Origin of the sequence: Microcella alkaliphila, assembly GCF_004216855.1 — a bacterium.
GTDB classification, from domain to species: domain Bacteria; phylum Actinomycetota; class Actinomycetes; order Actinomycetales; family Microbacteriaceae; genus Microcella; species Microcella alkaliphila.
The window spans coordinates 1-17267 of the sequence record NZ_SGXT01000001.1 but is presented as its reverse complement, the minus strand read 5'-3'; the positions used below and the strand labels follow the sequence as shown (position 1 = coordinate 17267).

Genomic DNA, 17267 nt, shown 5'->3' with positions numbered 1-17267 from the left:
GGGGTTCCTTTCCTTCGTTTCGTTCGTGGTCTGTTCGCAGTGAAAATCGCGAAGCGGCGCGTCAGGTGGGGGACGAGATCGTGGCGTTGATGGGGCGGTCTGCCATCTCGAAGGCGCGCACAGCGGATTCGTGGGCAAGGGCGAGCCCGTTTTCGAGGCTGCGGGCGCGGTGTTCGGCGGAGAGGATCTCTACTCCCCAGGCTCCCGTGTAGCCCATCTCACGGATGGTGCGGATGAACCCGGGTACGTCTTGGGCGCCCTCGGTCAGCAGAGTGCGACGGTCACGCGTGTCTTCGAACAGCGTGCCCACGGTCTCGTGCTGGGCGTCGCTGAGTTCCACGCCGAACACCATTTCCACCGGTACGCGCTCTGCCAGCTCGTCCAGGGACGTGTTCGCCCGGAACACGTGCCAGTAATCCACGACCAGTCCGGCGGCGGGGTGGTCCACCGCGCGAATGAGGTCCGCGCCCTGCGGCATCGACGCGATCATTGCGAACGGCAGGGGTTCCAGTGCGATGGTCGTGCCGACCGCGTGTGCCTCCTCGGCGATGCAGCGCATCGGTCCAACCAGCGGCGCAATGTCCTTCAGTGGTTCACCGAATGCGGTTCCTACCTTGATGAACTTCGCATTCAGCGCCTTGGCCGCGCGTAGCAGCAGCTCCCAGGTCGGCCGCCAGAGCCGATCGTCGGGGCCCCACCAGCCACCGGCTATCTCCACTTCGATGTGTGTGAGCCCGAGCTGATCAGCTGCAGTGCGCACGGCGGCGAATCCGATCGTGGCTTCGACTTGCCGGAGGTCGTCCTGACTGAAACCGAATCCGCTCCAGCCGGTGATCGCGATCGCGGTGAGCCGTTCCAGCGCCGAGTGGGGGCTGAGCTCTGGCTGATCCATCGGCATCACGGCGCCGGCGCTGGTCCAGCAGGTTGCGACGAGGGGCGGGACGCTCATGCGTGCACGTCCACTTTCACGCTGGCTCCGGTTCGCGCAGCCTCTTCGGCGGCGTTGGCCAAAACCAGCGCCGCACGGCCGTCCTCGAAGCTGGGGCTGGTCGAATTCTCGCCACGGACGGCTTTGAGGAACTCGATCAGCTCGAGGCGGTACGCGTCGACATAGCGTTCGACGAAGAAGTTGAAGTACGGGCCGACGGCTTCCACCGTCTGGCCGGTGAACGCTCGCACCACGTCGGGGCCGACATTGCCGACCTGCAGCAGGCCACGGTCCCCGAAAGCTTCCAGGCGCTGGTCGTAACCGTAGGCGCTGTGGCGGGAATTGGTGATGGAGATCAGCTCGTCGTGGGAACCGCGCAGTACGAGTTGGACGGCGTCGTAGTCCCCCAGCTCGCGTGCTCCTTCGTCAAACTGGTTCGCCCCGCGCGCGGTCACCTCCACGATGTCCGGGACGAAGAAGCGCGCCATGTCCAGGTCGTGGATGGTCATGTCGCGGAAGATTCCGCCGGAACTGGCGACGTACTCTTTGGCCTGAGGGGCGGGGTCACGACTTGTGATGGTCAGCTGCTCAAGCCGGCCGATCTCCCCCGCGAGTACACGGCGGTGCACGGCAGCGAAGTGGGGATCGAAGCGGCGATTGAATCCGAGCGCGAATGGCACGGTGGACTCGTTCGCGCGCTGCCGAAGTCCGTCGACCTTCCCGATGTCCAGATCGATGGGCTTCTCGCAGAGAGCAGGCACGCCGGCGTTGATGGCCGCGTCGATCAGGGACACATGCGTGGAGGTGGGCGAGGCGATGATCACCGCGTCGACGTCGTCTGCGGCGAACACTTCTGCGGAGTCGGTGGTGACCTGGCCGCCGAAACGCGCGGCCAGCGACCGGGCGCCCTGTTCGAATGGATCGCACACCCACGTCAGTTCGGCGTCGTCGATGCTGGCGACGCTGCGTGCGTGCACCTGACCGATGCGGCCGGTACCGATGAGGCCGATCCGAAGCGGGGAACTCATGAGACTGCCTCCAAGGCTTCTCCGTTGATGGTGACGGTGGCGCCCGTTTCCAGGGAGCGGGCCGCGGCGAGCGCGACGCGGAGAGCGTCGACGCCTGCTCGCGGTGGGCTGCCGTTTTCTCCTGTTCCGGCTGCCAGGCGGAGGAAGGCGTCAGTCTCTGCCCGGAACGCGAGCTCGAAGCGGTCGATGAACTGCTGGTACGGCTCGGTCGGCGCGTTCCCGCCGGGTTCGGTGGAGGTGACCGGGGTACGGTCACTGATCCCCGCGCCGAAGGTGCCATCGCTGCCGAACACCTCCAGCCGGACATCCTGCCCTGCACCGTTGCGCCGGGTTGCGGTGACGGTGGCGATGGCACCGGACTCGAGCGTCAGCAAGGCGGCAGCGGTATCCACGTCGCCGTGTTCGGCGTGGGCGGCGGCGTCCAGGACGCTGCCGTGCGCGGTGACGCTGACGATTCGCTGACCGGTGACCCAGGGGATGATGTCGAAATCGTGGATCAGCAGGTCGCGCCAAATGCCGCCGGAACGAGGGATGTAATCGACATCGAGTGGCAGGCGGTCGTGGTCGGTCGCGGAGATGATCCGGACGGTGCCGGCCTCACCGTCGGCAATGCGCTGCCGCAAGGCGCGGTGTGCCGGGTCGTACCGGCGGTGGAAGGCGATCATGACGGGCGAGCCGGTCGCTTCCAGTCGCCGGCACGTGGCTTCCAGCGTTGCCAGGTCCAGGGCGAGCGGTTTCTCCACAAGCGCGGGGATTCCGGCTTCTGCGGCCTCGATGGCCAGCTGTGGGTGAGTCTCAGTGGAGGTGGCGACGACGATGCCGTCCAGCCCGCTCAGAGCTGCACCGAATCGCGCTGTGGTCGTCTGGATCCGGGCGGGGATGTTGCCGGTCGGTGCGAACTCGCCGGCCAGCTCGACGGGTGCGCCGTCGAGGATGGACGAACGGATCAGGTCCGCGGCGTGCTCGGTCTTGGTGGTGTCGCGCCCGATCAGGATCACATCGGACACGCCGTCCGCCTGGGCGATGTTGCGCGCATGCATGACGCCGACTCGTCCTAGGCCGACGACCCCGATGCGGAGCCCAGTCATGATGTGCTCTGCAACTCGTCGAGCACCCCGCGCAGGAACGTCACGCTCTGTCGGGCGTCAGAGATCGGTCCCTCCCCCTCGGCGGGCATGGCGGTGACGACCTTGTCCTGTTCGAGGACGAACCAGCCGGTGTAGCCGCTGTCGATGAGGCTCTTCACGATGGCGCGCACATCGACGTCTCCCTGACCGAGCGGGCGGTACAGGCTGTCGGCGACGATCGCTTCGAAGTAGCTGATCTCGCCATCCTTCACCCGTTGCATGCCGGCAATGGCGACATCTTTGAGATGTGTGTGGGCGATCCGCGCGGCGTGTTCCTTCGCGAAAGCGACCGGATCGGTGCCGCCGATCATCAGGTGGCCGGTGTCGAAGCAGAACGGTATCGACGCGTCGTTGACCACACGGGTGACGTCCTCGGCGGTTTCCACCATGGAACCGACGTGCGGGTGAAGCGCCGCGGTCACCCCTCGAGCGCTGGCCGCCTCTGCGATCTTGTCCAGGTTGTTCAGCAGCGTCGTCCATTGACGGTCGGTCATTGCCTCCCTTGTGGTGTCGTATCCGTCCAGGCCGGTGACGGCGCAGACAATGAGGATGTCCGCTCCCGCAGCCGCGTAGTCGTCCAGTTCGCGGAGAATTCGCGGCAAGGGATCCGTGTCCTCCTGGTGCATCACCACAGGCACGAAACTGCCGACAGCGGTCAGGTCGTACGCTGCGAGGGTTTTCGCCTTTGCTTCGGGTGAGGGCGGAAGGAATCCGTCGGGACCGATTTCGGTCGCGGCGAGCCCGAGCGCGCGCATCTCTGACAGGACCCGGTCGGGTGCCAACTGCACGCCCCAGTCGGCGACCTCGCTGATACCCCAGCTGATGGGGGCTCCGGCGATCTTGGCAGGCGTGGTCACGCGCTCTTCTCCTTTGTGTTGCTGGTGTTACCGGGCACGACCGGGGTGGTCACCCATTGGCTGGACGCGGCCGACTCCTCGGCGGCGCTGAGCACCTGTGCGGAGGCGAGCGCGTCCGCGATGTTGGAGCCTTCCGCCGGGCCGCCGGTGGCGGAGACGAGGAACTTCTTCGCCTCGATGACTTTGAGGTCGTCGTACCCCATCCCTGTGCCGGAGCTGGGCTGGAACCGGTCGTACTCAGGGAAGCTGCGGTCCGCGAACACCCGGGTGTAGCCGACGTGGGACCCGGTGCGACCAATCGCGATCTCGATTTCGTTGAGGCGTTCGAACTCCCATCGCAGTGAGCCTTCGGTGCCGAAGATCTCGAAGCCGTACTCCGACTTGGGTCCGACGGCGATGCGTGACGCCTCGAGGCTGCCCAGGGCGCCGGCAGCGACGGCGGAGTCGTCGAAGCGGATGAGCATCGTGGCGTAGTCCTCGTTCTGGACCGGGACCCGTGTCCCCTCGTGAGGGGTGCCTTTCAGTCCGGGTCGGTCGGTGAGGTAGGTGCCGGTGACGGCGGTGACGGAACCGATCGGACCGAGGAGGTAGTGGATCAGATCGGCAAGGTGGCCCATCAGGTCGTTGAGGACACCGCTGCCGCTCTGCTCCCGCTCGAAGCGCCAAGTGAAGGGGTCTTCCGGGTTGGAGGAGAACCCTCCGAAGAAGCGTCCGCGGACGTTGGTGATGGTGCCGATCGTGCCCTCGTTGATCAGCTGACGGGCGTGCTCGACGGCGGGCACATGTCGGTAGTTGAAACCGATTGTGGTGGGCACGCCGGCCTTCTCGGCGGCGTCGCGGACGGCGGCGGTCTCGATCGCGGACCTTCCGACGGGCTTTTCCACCCAGAACGGTTTGCCCGCTTCGGCCGCCGCGACTGCGATTTCAGCGTGCAGGAAGTTCGGGGCGCAGATCGACACCACCTCGACTTCGGGGTCGGCCAGGACGTCGCGGTAGTCGGCGAAGGTCCGCTCGAATCCGAGCACGTTTGCGGCGTATTCCCGGCCGGCCGGTGCGGTGTCGGCGGCGGCGACGAGGCGGGTGCGGATACCCAGTTCCGGGTAGAAGAAGGGAAGTACGGAGTACGCGCGACTGTGCAGTCGTCCCATCCAGCCAACGCTGATCAGGCCGACACCAACGGTGCGGGGGGTTTCGCCGGAGGCGGTCATGTGAGATCTCCTGGATGCTGAGAGCGGTCGAACCGCTGGGAAGGGTGATGAACACGTTGGCCAGCCCACCGGGCCGCTTTGCGGAGCGGGCCGGCCAACGCAGTCGGTCTATTTGGTGGTGGGTCCGGTGGCACGTTCGATGGTCCGGTCCAGGGTGACTGCCAGGACGAGGAGCACGCCGGTGACGATGAGCTGCACCTGGGTTTCGACACCCATCAGGTTCAGTCCATTGCTGACGGTGCCGATCACCAAGGCGCCGAGCAGCGCCGAGGAGGCGCGTCCGCGACCGCCGAAAAGGCTGACGCCGCCGATCACGGCTGCGGCGATGGCATTCAGCAGGAGTGCACCACCACCGATGCCGCCGCCGGACGAGACGGAGACGCCGAGCAGCCGCGATGCCGCGATCACACCCGCGAGGGCCGCAAGGCCGCCGCTGATCGCGAAGGCGATCATTTTGATGCGGCGGACGGAAATGCCCGATCGCGCTGCCGCGTCGACGTTGCCGCCGACCGCGTACAGGTGCAGACCGAATCTGGTCTCGCTCAGCAAATAGCCGGCAAGTCCGAGCAGCACCATGAAGATGGCAACCGGGAGAGGCACGCCCTGGCTGCTGTTCAGAGCGGCGACGAGGACGCCGCCGATGATCGCCATGGCCGCGACGGGCAGAATAACCACCCGCAGCAACGATGTCTCGATGCCGAAGGACCGGTTTCGTCCGTAGCGGCTCAGCGCGAGCAGACCGACCGCGGCGACGGCCAGGACCAGGAAACCCCAGGACCACACTCCGGTGAGGTAGGTGCCGGCGATGTCCTCAATGCCAGTGCCTAGCAGGCTGTAACGACCCGAATCCGGCAGGAGCGCGAGCTGTATGCCGTTCAGCACGAGTCCCAGGCCCAGCGTCACGACGAACGTGGGTACAAGGAACCGGGTCGCCCACGCTCCGGTGAGGATTCCGATGAGGACGCCCACCGAAATCGCGATGACGATCGCGAGCCAGCCAGGAACACCGGCCTCGACGACCAACTTGGCCATGAACACCGAGGTGACACCGCTGATCGCCGCTACCGACAGGGAGATCTCGGCGACGAGCAAGATGAAAACCAGCCCAAGTGCGATTGTGCCGGTGACGACGGTCTGCACCAGGAGGTTGGAGATGTTCCTGCTGGACAGGAAGACGTCCGACTGTGTGGAGAAGAAGATCACCAGCGCGAGGAGGGCGACCAGTACCGGCAGAGCGCGGAAATTGGTTGCCAGGGCAGTCAGCATCTGCCGACGATTCGGCTTCTGCGGAGGAGTTTGGATCGTGCCCGAAGGCGTCTCGATCGCGATATCCGTGTCGGGATCGCCAATGCCGGTCGTGCCGGCAGGCCCCGTGTTGTGTGTGCTCATCCTGCTGAGTTCACTCCCTCATTGCCGCCGACCATCGAGTTGACGATGGTCTCGCCGGACACTTCCTTGGAGTTGAAGCGGGCGGCGACCCGGCCGAGCCGGAGGACGTAGGTGGTGTCTGTCACGTCGATGACGAACTGGTGGATGTCGTGCGAGACGACGAGGACCCCGAGACCGTCAGCGGCGAGGCCTTTGATGAGCTCCCCGACCTGCGCGGCCGCGCTGTGGCTGAGCGCCGCGGTCGGCTCGTCGAAGAGAACGAGCTTCGGCTTCCACAGAATGGACCGTGCGATGGCGATGTTCTGACGTTGGCCGCCCGACATCGCGCCCACGGGGCGGGTCAGCGAGATGCTGTCCAGCCGCAGCTGGCGCAGCACCTCTTTCGCACGCTTCTGCGACTCGGCACGCTTCACCCGTCGCCCGAAGATGGGGGCTCCGGCGAGCTCACGGCCCAGGAACAGGTTCTGCACCGCATCGAGGTTGTCGCATAGCGCGAGGTCCTGGTAGACGGTCTGGATCCCGAGCGACGTCGCGTCGTTGGGCGTCCGGATGTCCACTTGCTTGCCGTCGAAGATGTACTCGCCCTCGTCCGGCCGGACGATGCCCGCGACGGTCTTGATCAGGGTGGATTTGCCGGCGCCGTTGTCACCGACGAGGGCGACCACCTCGCCAGGGCGGATCTGAAGATCGACACCGCGCAGCACGGTCACTGCGCCGTAAGCCTTCTTGATCCCGGTGAGGCTGAGGATGGGGGCCTGGCCCTCGAAGTCTCTCGAGGGCCGGACCACCTGAGCGGTGTTGTCACTCACGGCAGATTCTCCACGCACACTTCGGTCTCCTCAGCGCCCTGGCAGATCTGCTCCCACGTCCACACCCCGGCGTCAACGACGTCCTGGATGTTGTCGATGGTCACGTTCGATACAGGGAGGAACATTGCGGGGACCATCTGGAAGTCGTTGTCCACTTCGCCGTTGATCAGGTCTTCAGGCACCTCTTCGCCGCGCAGCAGTGCCGCAGTGATCTTGGCGGCCCCTTCCGCTTGGAGGCGCAGGTCCTTGAAGACGGTGCTGTCTTGGAAGCCCTGAACGATGTAGTTCAACGACTCAACGGTGGCGTCCTGACCGGCGGTCACGGGGATCGTCCCTTCGAGACCCTGAGTTGTGAGTGCAGCAATCGATGCACCGGCCAGACCATCGTTCATGGCGACAATCAGGTCGAGGTCGTTGCTCTGCTGAGCGAGGCAGTCCTCCATGAAGGCCTGGCCTACCACGGGATCCCAGTTGGTGATGTTCTGCTCGCAGACGACCTCGATCTTGCCGCTGTCGATGAGCGGCTGCAGGTGCTCGTTCTGACCCTTGGTGTACTGCTCAGTGCCGTACTCCCCGGGGTTGCCCATGATGCGGGCCACCTTCAAGCCCTCGCCTTCCATGGCTTCTGCGAGCTCAGCCGCCCGCGCACCCTGTTCTTCGCCCACGGCGAGTGAATCGAAAACCACCTGCGCTGCCGCCGGACCGCCGATGGCGTCGTGGTCGTAGAGCACCACGGGAACGCCCGCCTGATCAGCCAGAGCTAGCGAGCCGGCGGCGAGGTTCGCGTCGGCCGAAACGAGCACGATCACGGACGCGCCCTGAGTGATGGCGTCTTCGACCTGCTGCTGCTGCTTAGCTGGATCGCCCTCGGCGTTCAGGACGGTCAGCTCCGCGTCGGGGGCCTCAGTAGCGAGCGCCTCCTCAAAGTACGGTGCGTCTCGCGCTTCGAAGCGGGTCGTGGTCGAGTTCGGCAGCAGCATGAAGACCTGCTGACCGTCCCCGCCGGCGTCGCTGCTGGCGTCGCCACCCGAGCTGCCACCGGAACATCCAGCCAACACGATCGTGAGGGCGCTGACCGCAACGATCAGCGGAGTGAACTTCTTCATTGAACGTCCTTCGTTGCTATGGAGTGGGCAACGGCCGCACCGAATGCGAGATTCGGTGAGAAAGCTTCGTTGCCGCCTGGCGGTTTGGACCGGTCCAGGTACATAATGATGCTGTCATCATGCCCTGAATGTCAAGAGTAATTCTCTTCAGACGGACGAAGGTATCTTTTCGTGATAATTTCCAACGGCGCCTCGCTCGACCGGAAGGCAGTGGCGAGCCGATGAAACGCCCGACCATTCGCGACGTCGCTCAGCGGGCTGGGGTCTCAAAATCTCTCGTATCGCTCGTATACACCCGTCCCCATACGGTGAGTGAGACTCGGCGTCAGCTCGTGCTCGATGCGGCCGAAGAACTGGGATTCCGGCCGAATCTCGTCGCGCGCTCTCTTGCCGGCACCGGCAGTGGGTTCTTCGCAATCCTCGTTGCGGATCTTCACAATCCGTTGTTCGCGGAGATCGTCGACGCCGCTCGGTTCACTCTGGCCGCCGCAGGCGAGGTGAGCCTGATGACCAGCGCGGCGCTGCCTCGTCTCGACGATCAGCACATCCTGGATCGTCGACTTCTGAGTCTCTTTCACGATCTGCGTCCGAAAGGCATCCTCATCGTCGGGTCCGTGCCCGACATGCAGGAGATCGGCGGGCTCGCTCTCAATGTTCCCGTCGTGGTCGCCAGCGCCATCCCCGAAGGGCTGCCTCACGCGCGCACCGTGCGCGGAGACGATACTGCCGGCATGCGGATGGTGGTACGTCACTTGGCGGAGCAAGGTCATAGGCGTATCGCACACCTCGGCGGGGAAGGCGGCCCGGTTTCGGTCGCACGGGCAGCGGCATATAGCGAAGCCATGGTCGAGCTCGGTCTTGGGGACCACATCCGCATCAGCGCGGCCGATTACTCTGAGGCGGCCGGATACGCCGCGGCGCAGCAGGTACTCGACGATCCCGCACCCCCCTCCGCGATTACCGCCGTGAATGATTTGGCGGCCGTGGGCGCGATGGCGGCAATCGCCGGCTATGCGGAGCGCACGGGCAATCAGGTGGCTCTCACCGGTTACGACAACACCTACCTCTCTGGCCTTCGAGAGATCGGGCTGACCACGATCGATCCGGGAAACGAGGCAATCGGTAGCCTTGCCGCCGCCATGCTGATCGAAGAACCCGGTGATGCTCAAGAGCGGGAGCACGTCGCCACCCCGTCACTGATCATTCGGCGTTCATCGGCGTCCCCATCGCTGGTGGAACCGGCATGAATGACGCACGCGAGAAGTACCAGACCGAGTTGCGTTCCTCATTGGACCTGCGTGCTCGCCTGACTGTGAGACGCCATGACCTCGCACGGCAGCTGGTGGATCAGCGCGTCGATGTGTCAACCGCGATGCCCGCCAGCGCGGCGGCGGGGTCTTGGATGGAGCGTCAGCAAGCGCATGCGGCGATCCGAAAGACGATCAAGCTACTCAAACGCGAAGAAAGACGCCTCGCAGGGGAGATCCGTGCTCTTCGCACACTCTGTGGCTGGTGCTGACCACCCGCCCCGAACGCTGCCGCACGATGAGGAGAGGCCCAGGAGGCGCCTGTCAGCGTCCGGAGTATGCAACTCGAATTGGGTCGAGTAGTCGTCGGGAAGGACACGATCGTTAGCCCGTTACGTGTACTCACGGCTTTCTCGGCATCCAGTCCTGAAGACCCACGGGAATACGCCGAAGAACGGGCCCCCGTAAACACCCTGCAAACAGGCTCTTTGTTCACACGCTCTTTCACGCCTCTGCGGGTCCGCGTGGTCATCGGCGACACCCGGGATCAATCACTCCACCAGGGAGCAGGCTGCCAAAATGGGACTTTCATGTTCGGCTGATTCACCAGGACTGGTCTTTCAATTCAGGCCGGAGGTGCTGGGGACGAGAGTGTGCTCTTCGATGAGCGCGCGATACCACTCGAAGCTTCGCTTGGGCGTGCGTTCCTGGGTGGGATAGTCGACATAGACCAGGCCGAACCGCTGAGAGTAGCCCTCGGCCCATTCGAAGTTGTCGAGAAAGCTCCATGCGAAGTAGCCACGGAGGTCCGCGCCGCGATCGACGGCATCCAAGGCGGCACGAATGTGCCCGTCGAGGTAATCGACCCTGGCATCGTCAACGACATGTCCGGTCTGATCGCGGTAGTCGAGGGCGGTCGCTCCGTTCTCGCTTATATACAAGGGGAGCTCGGGTACCAATTCGCTGACACGCAGAAGCAGGTCCGTCAGGCCGCGCGGGTCGATCATCCACCCGCTGACGGTGTGGGCGACGCCCGCCGGTTCTACGTCGAGGTACGGAAGCCCGAGGGCGAAAGGGGACGGGGTGCCTCCTGTGAACCCGGCAAGCCGCGCCGCGTCGATGTCGGTGGGGTCGATGACGTAACGCGGGTGGTACTCGTTGATCGATAGGAAGTCGAGCGAGCCCGCTATCGCCGCAAGGTGGCCTTCCTCGACAATTCCCGCACCAACAGTCCAGCGGTCGCTGAATCCTGCGATGCCCTCTGGGTACCGTCCGGAGCGGAGCGGCTCGAGAAACGACATCACTAGCTGATCGAACGCCAGCGCGGCTGCACGATCCGATGCGGGCGAGTCGACGGCCGAGTAGATGTGGCTCATGTTCAGCGCGATGCCGACTGATGCCCCCTCCACAGCGGAGCGGATCCGGGCGGCTGCGGCGGCATGAGCGACGAGCATGTGATGGTGGACTCGAGCAGCGATGTCGTGATCGCGGTTGCCGGGGGCATGTACGCCGATCGCATTCCCTAGGTACGTCGCGACCCACGGCTCGTTGATCGTCGTCCACATTCGCACCCGCGACGCGTAGCGGGCTGCCATGACGGCCGCATACTCGACGAAGGCATCGACGGTTGCCGTGGCAGCCCATCCGCCTTCGTCCTGGAGAACCTGTGGCAGGTCCCAGTGGTACAGCGTGGGGACCGGAAGGATGCCGCGCTCGAGCAGCCCGTCTATGAGCCGGTCGTAGAACTCAAGCCCTCGCTCGTTCACTTTCCCGCGGCCGGTCGGGAGCACCCGCGACCAGGAGAAGGAGAAGCGGTAGACGTCCACGCCGAGCTCGTTGAGGAGGTCGAGATCCTCCTCGAGACGGTGGTAGTGATCTGTCGCTATGTCACCGGTGTCGCCGTGCAGTACCCGGCCGGGCTCGTGCGAGAAGGTGTCCCAAATCGAGGGGCCACGTCCGTCCTCGGCCGCGGCGCCTTCGATCTGGTATGCCGCCGTCGACACTCCCCATAGGAATGGATGGGAGTCGTTGTCACCATGCTTCGTCATAGACGCGCGCCTCCTTAATCAGGCCATCGGAGCCGAGCTCGTACGCTGCGACCCCCGCGGAGGTGCGGTTGACGGGGTGGTTGAGGTGCACGATGTTGAACTCCAGCACGGTCGTCGTGCCGTCGTCGATCACGTTCAGCTTCTCGATCACGGCTCCAGCATGCTCTTCACCTGCGTGCCCGGCTTCCTCATCGCCGATGTCGAACATCTCGCGCAGCACGGCGCGAACCTCTTCACGGCCTCGGTAGATCCCCATCCCGACGCCATCGCGCAGGTCTTGAGATTCGCCATGTCCGTTGAACACGCCATCCTCCGAGAAGGTGTCCGCCTGGCCGTCCGGGTCGCCCTTGCGAAGCGCCTTCTGATACGCGTCCAAGACGGGGTTGAAGGGCTCGAGGTGGACGGGCTCCTCGGGGAGGATGCGCGTTCGGAGGTGCTGCACACCGGTGACCCGGGCCAGTCGGTAGTAGAGCCGATTGCGGACGAGGCCGCCGCTTTCATCGAACTCACTGATGACGACAACGTCGAGATCCTTGTCTCCGCCGTCCTTTTCGAGAACAAGGTGGAATTCCGAGCCCGCGAACTTCCCATCCTTTCCGGCAGTGTGGTGGGCGAGCTCGACCGACTTGACCCGCGCTAAATTCGCCGGCGCCCAGGACGTGACAAGGCGGTCGAAACCCCCGTCGATCTGTCGGCCCGCGGCGGGGTCGTCGATGTCGGCAGGCCCGACGAACAGGTCCTTCACGCCCGCGACATCGCCATTGACGAGCCCGTTGATGAGGGAGGTGGCTACATCCACTTGATGTCCCACTCGATCCGTCTGCGTCGTGGAGGTCATAGTGCTTCCTTTCGTAGATACTGCGTGCACGGTTTCGCGTGCCTGAGATCAGCGGGCTGCTGCGGAGGTCGCGGTGAGGCGCGGAACACTCGCGGGGTCTGCCACGAGTGCGTCGATGGTCGCGATGCCGGCGCCGGTGGCGCCGGCATACATCTCCAGATCGGAGTGGAGGATGCGACAGGAAACGAGGCGCTCGGACAGCACCCGTTCGTGCACGATGCGTTGCACGGGCTGCACAAGATACGGGAAGAGCCGGATGAAATACCCGCCGAGGATTACCGCCTCCGGGTTGAAGATGTTGATCAGGCTCGCGAGCCCCAGTCCTAAATATCGGGCCACTTGCTGGATCGCGAGCAGCGCGCGCGGGTCGCCCTCCTCCGCGCGTTGCACGATGGCGGCGACGCGCTCGTTCCCGTCTATGGTGGTGTCCCGCACAGGATCTTCCGGGTCCGCGGCCAGCGTGAGGAAAGCATTCAACCCGATCTCGGACTCCCAGCATCCGAGGCTGCCGCATACGCAGAGCTTCCCGTCGGGATTGATCACCATGTGGCCGACCTCACCCGCATAGCCGGTCGAGCCGCGGAACGGCACCCCTTGGGCGATGATCCCGCACCCCATCGCCATCGAGCCGGTCAGGTAGAGCAGGTTTCCACCTCCCGCCTCACCCAGGCGGCGCGCCTCCGCGAGGGCTCCGTAGGTGGCATCGTTGTCGATCGCCACCTGGGGGGTGATGTCACCCAGCGCGGTCCGGAGCACGGCCGCGAGCGGGTAGTCGCTGAGTCCGATGGTCGGAGATCGCCGGACGATTCCCGCAGAGGGATCGACCAGGTCCGGCACACCGACTGCAACCCCTGCCAGCACCGAGTCGGGAGATGTCGTTCGCACCGACTCGTGCAGTCGGTCGACGATGCCGCGGGTGATCACGATCAGTTCCTCAATGGGAGTGTGCCGTTCGACCAGCGTCGCCTTCTCCTGGGCCACGACATCTCCGGTGAGGTTCACGGTTGTGCCGATCACGTAGGGCGGACTGAAGCTGATCCCGATGGCGTGCGCGCGGGATGCGACCGCCTCCACCGTCTGCCCCGGGCGACCGACCCCGCCGGTGCTAGCGGCCTCGGTGAGTCGAACCAGTCCGCGAGCGATCAGCTCATTGACGAGGCTGCCTACGGCACCTTTTGTCATGCCGATGTCGTCGGCCAACTGCGCTCTGCTTCGAGGTCCGCGGATCACCTCGCTCAGCACGAGGGCGAGGTTGGATTGGCGCATGTCGAGCTGGTCAATGGACTCAGACATCGGTTGGTGATCCCCTTCTTTCAGAGCGACGGTCGGCGCCGGGCCTGGATGCGGTCCAGGCAGACCGCGACGATCAGCACGAAGCCCACGGCGCCGAGCTGCCAGAAGGACGGCACGCCCATGATCACGAGTCCGCCCACCAGGATCACGGAAAGCGCGGTTCCCCAAATTGTGCCCGCGAGGCTCACCCTCCCGCCCTCGAGGCGTGTTCCACCGATGACGACGGCGGTGATCGCCGCGAGTGCATCGTTAGGATGCCCGCTTACACTTGTTGCGCCGTAGTTGCTCAGAGATATGAATCCGGAGATGCCTGCGAGCACGCCGGTCATCACGGCCAGCGAGAGGATATGCCAGGAGACTCGAACGCCGGCTCTCGAAGCAACAAGTCGGAGCGAGCCGATTGCGAGGGTGCGAGAGCCGAACCGTGTCTTCCTCAGCACGACCCACAGGATGACCCAGGCGACGATGGCGACGAGGAACGGAAGCGGGATGAAGCCGAACAGCGTGTTCAGCCCGAATCCGGCTTGAAGCTCTGCCGGCATGCCGCCGATGTCCGAGCCGCCCGTGAGCAGCAGCGCCGCCGCCAAGCCCAGCCCCGTTGTGCCGAGCGTCGCGATCAGGCTGTTGACGTCGAAGACCCCGATGATGATGCCGTTGACGGTGCCGAACAGCGCACCCGCGAGGACCGCGGCGATTGCCCCCATGATCAGCGCGAAGGCGACCCCATTCGGCGCGAGCGCCTGGATTGTCAGAGCCGCCACGACCGAAGAGAACACGAGATTCGCTCCGACGGAGAGGTCGATGCCGCCCGCACCGAGGAGCATCGCGATGCCGAGCGCGAGGAGCAGAGTGACCGTGCCGGACAGCAGCATCGACTCCAGGTTCTGCAGGGACCAAAACACGTTGCCGGGGGAGATGATCGAGAACAGCGCGATGAGCGCGATATCGAGCAGAAGCACCCAGGCTCCGCTGGAACCGAGCCAGCGAACGATCGGGTGTGCCTGCGTGACTGCTCGGGTGTCGGCGGCGTCGTCCTTCGCCTGTGCAGGAGCGTTCTGCGTCGCACTCATGCTGCCTCTCCAACCTGGTAGCCGACCATCGTGGACACGACTTCGGGAACAGTCAGCCCCGCGGCCGGGGCCTCCAGGGCCGTCTTTCCCCGCCAGAGAATGTTGACCGTGTCCGCGACCTTGAGCGCGCGTGGGAGGTCGTGCGAGACGACGAGCACTCCAAGGCCGCTCTCGGCGACGCTGCGCATGAGATCGCAGACGATCTCGCTCTGCCTGGCTCCGAGCGCTGCGGTGGGCTCGTCCATCAGCACAGCTGTCCTCGACCACATCACCGCCCGAGCGACGGCGACGGCTTGACGCTGTCCGCCGGAGAGATCCTGAACAGCGACGCGCAGGGATGGCAACTTGATGGACAGGTTCCGTAGGGCGGCATCGGCGCGCTCCTCCATCTCCTTCCGGTCGACGAAGCCGGCCCAGCCGAGCGCACCCGGCCGGGTCAGCTCATGCCCGAGGAACATGTTGTCCACAACCGACAGATCGGGCGCGAGAGCCAGGTCCTGATAGACGCAGTCGACGCCGAGTTGCTGGGCGTCGCGAACCGAGTGCAGCTCCACCTGCTCATCGCCGATGATCAACTCCCCAGCATCCTTTTGGTAGATGCCTAGGAGGAGCTTCAGGAACGTCGACTTTCCGGCGCCGTTGTCGCCGAACAACGCCACCACTTTGCCCGACGGCACCGTGATGCTGGCGTCGCTCAGAGCCTGCACGTGGCCGAACCTCTTGGCCAAATGACGCCCGGCAATCGCAATCTCCGGCCTCGTTGCTTCGTTGCTCATGTGCTACTCCTTGCGATTAGTGGTTGGGAGATCCGCCGATCGGACCTCCCAACCGGCTGATCATGCGTCGCAGGTCTCCTTGTACATCGCGGCCTGCGCCTCAGGCGAGTCCACGTTGTCCTGGGTGATGATGGTCAGGGGCAGTGGATCGAGCGCCGGGGACAGTGGTGAGACCGCTTCCTTGTCCGGATTGTCGTTGATCGCTTCCAGGAGGACTGCGACATACTTCTCTCCCGCTGCCTGCGCAGGCTTAGCGGCCAGGACCGTGATCACTCCATCCTTGAGCGCTTCCACCTCGGCGGGAACCGCGTCGTACGCCCAGATCTTGACGTCACCAGCCTTTCCCGCCTGCTGCACCGCCGCCGCCGCACCCTGACCCTCGGGGCCGGTCGACGCGATGATGACACTCAGGTCCGGGTGCGCCAGGAGAAGCCCGTTGACAATCTGGGTGGTCTTCGTGACATCGAAGTCGGTGTACTCCGTCGGAAGCACGGTGATGTCGGGACGCTGCTCGGCGGCCGCTTCCTCGAGAGGCTTCCACGTCGCGTCGAGCACGGGGATCCCTGTAATACCTCCCAGTGCGACGATGCTGCCGGGACCCTCGGGCAGGATCTTCATGAACTCGTCGACGAAATTGGAGCCGTCCGTCGCGAGGGGGACGTCGGTGTACTGCGTTGCGGGATCGAGCGGTGTGCTCGTCACGACCGGAATCCCGTCCTGCATCAGCTCTCCGACCTGTGTGGAGAACTGGGTCGCCTGGAAGGGGTTCAGGATCAGGCCGTCGGGTTCGGTCAGTGTCGCCGCGTTGAATGCTTGAGACATTGTGTCGGTCGACGTCGTCGGAGTCGTGTACCACTTCAGCTCGACGCCTGCCTCCTTGGCGGCTGCGTCGGCGCCGCACATCACAGAGATCCAATACGGGTCGGTGGCGTTGGCCATTACACCGGCGAGCTGGATGGCAGAGTCGGACGACCCCTCGGGATTGTCGGCGGTCGCTTGACCGGAGCAGCCGGCCAAGCCGATGAGAGCGATGATCGAACCACTAGGGCGTGTTGATCAAGGGTTTTGGGTTGGTGTTCGGCGAGTCTGGGTCTGTGGTGCGACAGGAGATCTCGGACGAGGTGTGGGTGGTGCTGGAGCCGTTGCTGCCAGCGGTGAGGACGGCGGGCAGGTCGTGGACGGATCATCGTCTGGCGGTTGAGGGCGCGGCGTGGAAGTACCGCACGGGTGCGCCGTGGCGGGATGTGCCGGAGCGGTTCGGGAAGTGGAACTCGGTCTACAAGCGCTTCATGCGCTGGGCCGAGGACGGCACCTGGGAGCGGCTGCTCGCGGAGATGCAGCGGCGGTCCGAGGCGGCCGGGAGGCTGGACTGGGTGGTCTCGATCGACTCGACGATCGCCCGCGTCCACCAGCACGGCGCGACGCTTCCGCGCCACACAGGGGGCTTTGAGGGTGTCAGATGGTGTGTGTAAGGGGTGTCGGCTTCTTACGAAAGGACGACACTGATGACCATGATCGACAGGGAAGCCCGCGAGCAGCGGCG

General features: G+C 65.0%; 16 protein-coding genes. 2 read left to right on the top strand and 14 right to left on the bottom strand.

Annotated elements, in window-relative coordinates; genetic code table 11:
- Positions 1–61 precede the first annotated feature (61 nt).
- The 8 genes from EV140_RS00080 to EV140_RS00045 all read right to left on the bottom strand — a co-directional run bounded on the left by EV140_RS00080 (position 62) and on the right by EV140_RS00045 (position 8452).
- A complete protein-coding gene (locus EV140_RS00080) occupies positions 62–949 on the bottom strand; it encodes a sugar phosphate isomerase/epimerase family protein (RefSeq protein WP_130279850.1) in 888 nt (295 codons plus the stop codon).
- Positions 946–1956 carry an inositol 2-dehydrogenase gene (iolG, locus tag EV140_RS00075; RefSeq protein ID WP_130279848.1) on the bottom strand — a complete coding sequence of 337 codons (1011 nt, stop codon included), beginning with the start codon at positions 1954–1956 and terminating at the stop codon, positions 946–948. The genes EV140_RS00080 and iolG overlap by 4 nt, the downstream gene beginning before the upstream one ends.
- On the bottom strand, positions 1953–3044 hold the full coding sequence (locus EV140_RS00070) for a Gfo/Idh/MocA family protein (protein ID WP_130279846.1): 1092 nt from the start codon (positions 3042–3044) through the stop codon (positions 1953–1955). The genes iolG and EV140_RS00070 overlap by 4 nt, the downstream gene beginning before the upstream one ends.
- Positions 3041–3940 carry a sugar phosphate isomerase/epimerase family protein gene (locus EV140_RS00065; protein WP_241971213.1) on the bottom strand — a complete coding sequence of 300 codons (900 nt, stop codon included), beginning with the start codon at positions 3938–3940 and terminating at the stop codon, positions 3041–3043. Before EV140_RS00065 ends, EV140_RS00070 begins: the two co-directional genes overlap by 4 nt.
- Positions 3937–5148 (bottom strand): Gfo/Idh/MocA family protein, encoded by a 1212-nt coding sequence (locus EV140_RS00060; RefSeq protein WP_130279844.1) that lies wholly within the window; start codon positions 5146–5148, stop codon positions 3937–3939. The genes EV140_RS00065 and EV140_RS00060 overlap by 4 nt, the downstream gene beginning before the upstream one ends.
- 108 nt (positions 5149–5256) lie before the next feature.
- A complete protein-coding gene (locus EV140_RS00055) occupies positions 5257–6537 on the bottom strand; it encodes a sugar ABC transporter permease (RefSeq protein ID WP_198674297.1) in 1281 nt (426 codons plus the stop codon).
- Complete coding sequence (locus tag EV140_RS00050) at positions 6534–7247, bottom strand: ATP-binding cassette domain-containing protein (RefSeq protein WP_198674296.1); 714 nt, start codon at positions 7245–7247, stop codon at positions 6534–6536. Before EV140_RS00050 ends, EV140_RS00055 begins: the two co-directional genes overlap by 4 nt.
- Positions 7248–7342: 95 nt before the next feature.
- Positions 7343–8452 (bottom strand): ABC transporter substrate-binding protein, encoded by a 1110-nt coding sequence (locus EV140_RS00045; RefSeq protein WP_130279842.1) that lies wholly within the window; start codon positions 8450–8452, stop codon positions 7343–7345.
- 128 nt (positions 8453–8580) lie between these two features.
- Between EV140_RS00045 and EV140_RS00040 the strand changes: the two genes are divergently transcribed.
- Positions 8581–9699, top strand: coding sequence for a substrate-binding domain-containing protein (locus EV140_RS00040; RefSeq protein ID WP_130279840.1), 1119 nt, complete (start codon positions 8581–8583; stop codon positions 9697–9699).
- A 620-nt stretch (positions 9700–10319) separates the two neighbouring features.
- Here EV140_RS00040 and EV140_RS00035 read toward each other — a convergent pair.
- The 6 genes from EV140_RS00035 to EV140_RS00010 are packed head-to-tail and all read right to left on the bottom strand — an operon-like array spanning position 10320 to position 16663.
- Positions 10320–11747: a glycoside hydrolase family 1 protein gene (locus tag EV140_RS00035; RefSeq protein ID WP_130279838.1), complete on the bottom strand. Its 1428-nt coding sequence runs from the start codon at positions 11745–11747 to the stop codon at positions 10320–10322.
- Positions 11731–12585 carry a nuclear transport factor 2 family protein gene (locus tag EV140_RS00030; RefSeq protein ID WP_130279836.1) on the bottom strand — a complete coding sequence of 285 codons (855 nt, stop codon included), beginning with the start codon at positions 12583–12585 and terminating at the stop codon, positions 11731–11733. Before EV140_RS00030 ends, EV140_RS00035 begins: the two co-directional genes overlap by 17 nt.
- Before the next feature lie 48 nt (positions 12586–12633).
- Entirely contained in the window at positions 12634–13851 is a 1218-nt protein-coding gene (locus EV140_RS00025; RefSeq protein ID WP_338418527.1) for an ROK family protein, read from the bottom strand.
- 47 nt (positions 13852–13898) lie between these two features.
- A complete protein-coding gene (locus tag EV140_RS00020; protein WP_130279832.1) occupies positions 13899–14948 on the bottom strand; it encodes an ABC transporter permease in 1050 nt (349 codons plus the stop codon).
- A complete protein-coding gene (locus EV140_RS00015; RefSeq protein ID WP_130279830.1) occupies positions 14945–15724 on the bottom strand; it encodes an ATP-binding cassette domain-containing protein in 780 nt (259 codons plus the stop codon). The genes EV140_RS00020 and EV140_RS00015 overlap by 4 nt, the downstream gene beginning before the upstream one ends.
- Positions 15725–15784: 60 nt before the next feature.
- Entirely contained in the window at positions 15785–16663 is an 879-nt protein-coding gene (locus EV140_RS00010; protein ID WP_130279828.1) for a substrate-binding domain-containing protein, read from the bottom strand.
- A 134-nt stretch (positions 16664–16797) separates the two neighbouring features.
- Between EV140_RS00010 and EV140_RS00005 the strand changes: the two genes are divergently transcribed.
- On the top strand, positions 16798–17196 hold the full coding sequence (locus EV140_RS00005; RefSeq protein ID WP_422386071.1) for an IS5 family transposase: 399 nt from the start codon (positions 16798–16800) through the stop codon (positions 17194–17196).
- Positions 17197–17267 lie beyond the last annotated feature (71 nt).

Coding starts and splice junctions, on each gene's coding strand:
- EV140_RS00030 (WP_130279836.1), bottom strand. CDS start 12,585: ATGACCTCCACGACGCAGACGGATCGAGTGGGACATCAAGTGGATGTA.
- EV140_RS00080 (WP_130279850.1), bottom strand. CDS start 949: ATGAGCGTCCCGCCCCTCGTCGCAACCTGCTGGACCAGCGCCGGCGCC.
- EV140_RS00070 (WP_130279846.1), bottom strand. CDS start 3,044: ATGACTGGGCTCCGCATCGGGGTCGTCGGCCTAGGACGAGTCGGCGTC.
- EV140_RS00055 (WP_198674297.1), bottom strand. CDS start 6,537: ATGAGCACACACAACACGGGGCCTGCCGGCACGACCGGCATTGGCGAT.
- iolG (WP_130279848.1), bottom strand. CDS start 1,956: ATGAGTTCCCCGCTTCGGATCGGCCTCATCGGTACCGGCCGCATCGGT.
- EV140_RS00040 (WP_130279840.1), top strand. CDS start 8,581: ATGTCAAGAGTAATTCTCTTCAGACGGACGAAGGTATCTTTTCGTGAT.
- EV140_RS00010 (WP_130279828.1), bottom strand. CDS start 16,663: ATGGCCAACGCCACCGACCCGTATTGGATCTCTGTGATGTGCGGCGCC.
- EV140_RS00045 (WP_130279842.1), bottom strand. CDS start 8,452: ATGAAGAAGTTCACTCCGCTGATCGTTGCGGTCAGCGCCCTCACGATC.
- EV140_RS00025 (WP_338418527.1), bottom strand. CDS start 13,851: ATGCGCCAATCCAACCTCGCCCTCGTGCTGAGCGAGGTGATCCGCGGA.
- EV140_RS00035 (WP_130279838.1), bottom strand. CDS start 11,747: ATGACGAAGCATGGTGACAACGACTCCCATCCATTCCTATGGGGAGTG.
- EV140_RS00020 (WP_130279832.1), bottom strand. CDS start 14,948: ATGAGTGCGACGCAGAACGCTCCTGCACAGGCGAAGGACGACGCCGCC.
- EV140_RS00060 (WP_130279844.1), bottom strand. CDS start 5,148: ATGACCGCCTCCGGCGAAACCCCCCGCACCGTTGGTGTCGGCCTGATC.
- EV140_RS00015 (WP_130279830.1), bottom strand. CDS start 15,724: ATGAGCAACGAAGCAACGAGGCCGGAGATTGCGATTGCCGGGCGTCAT.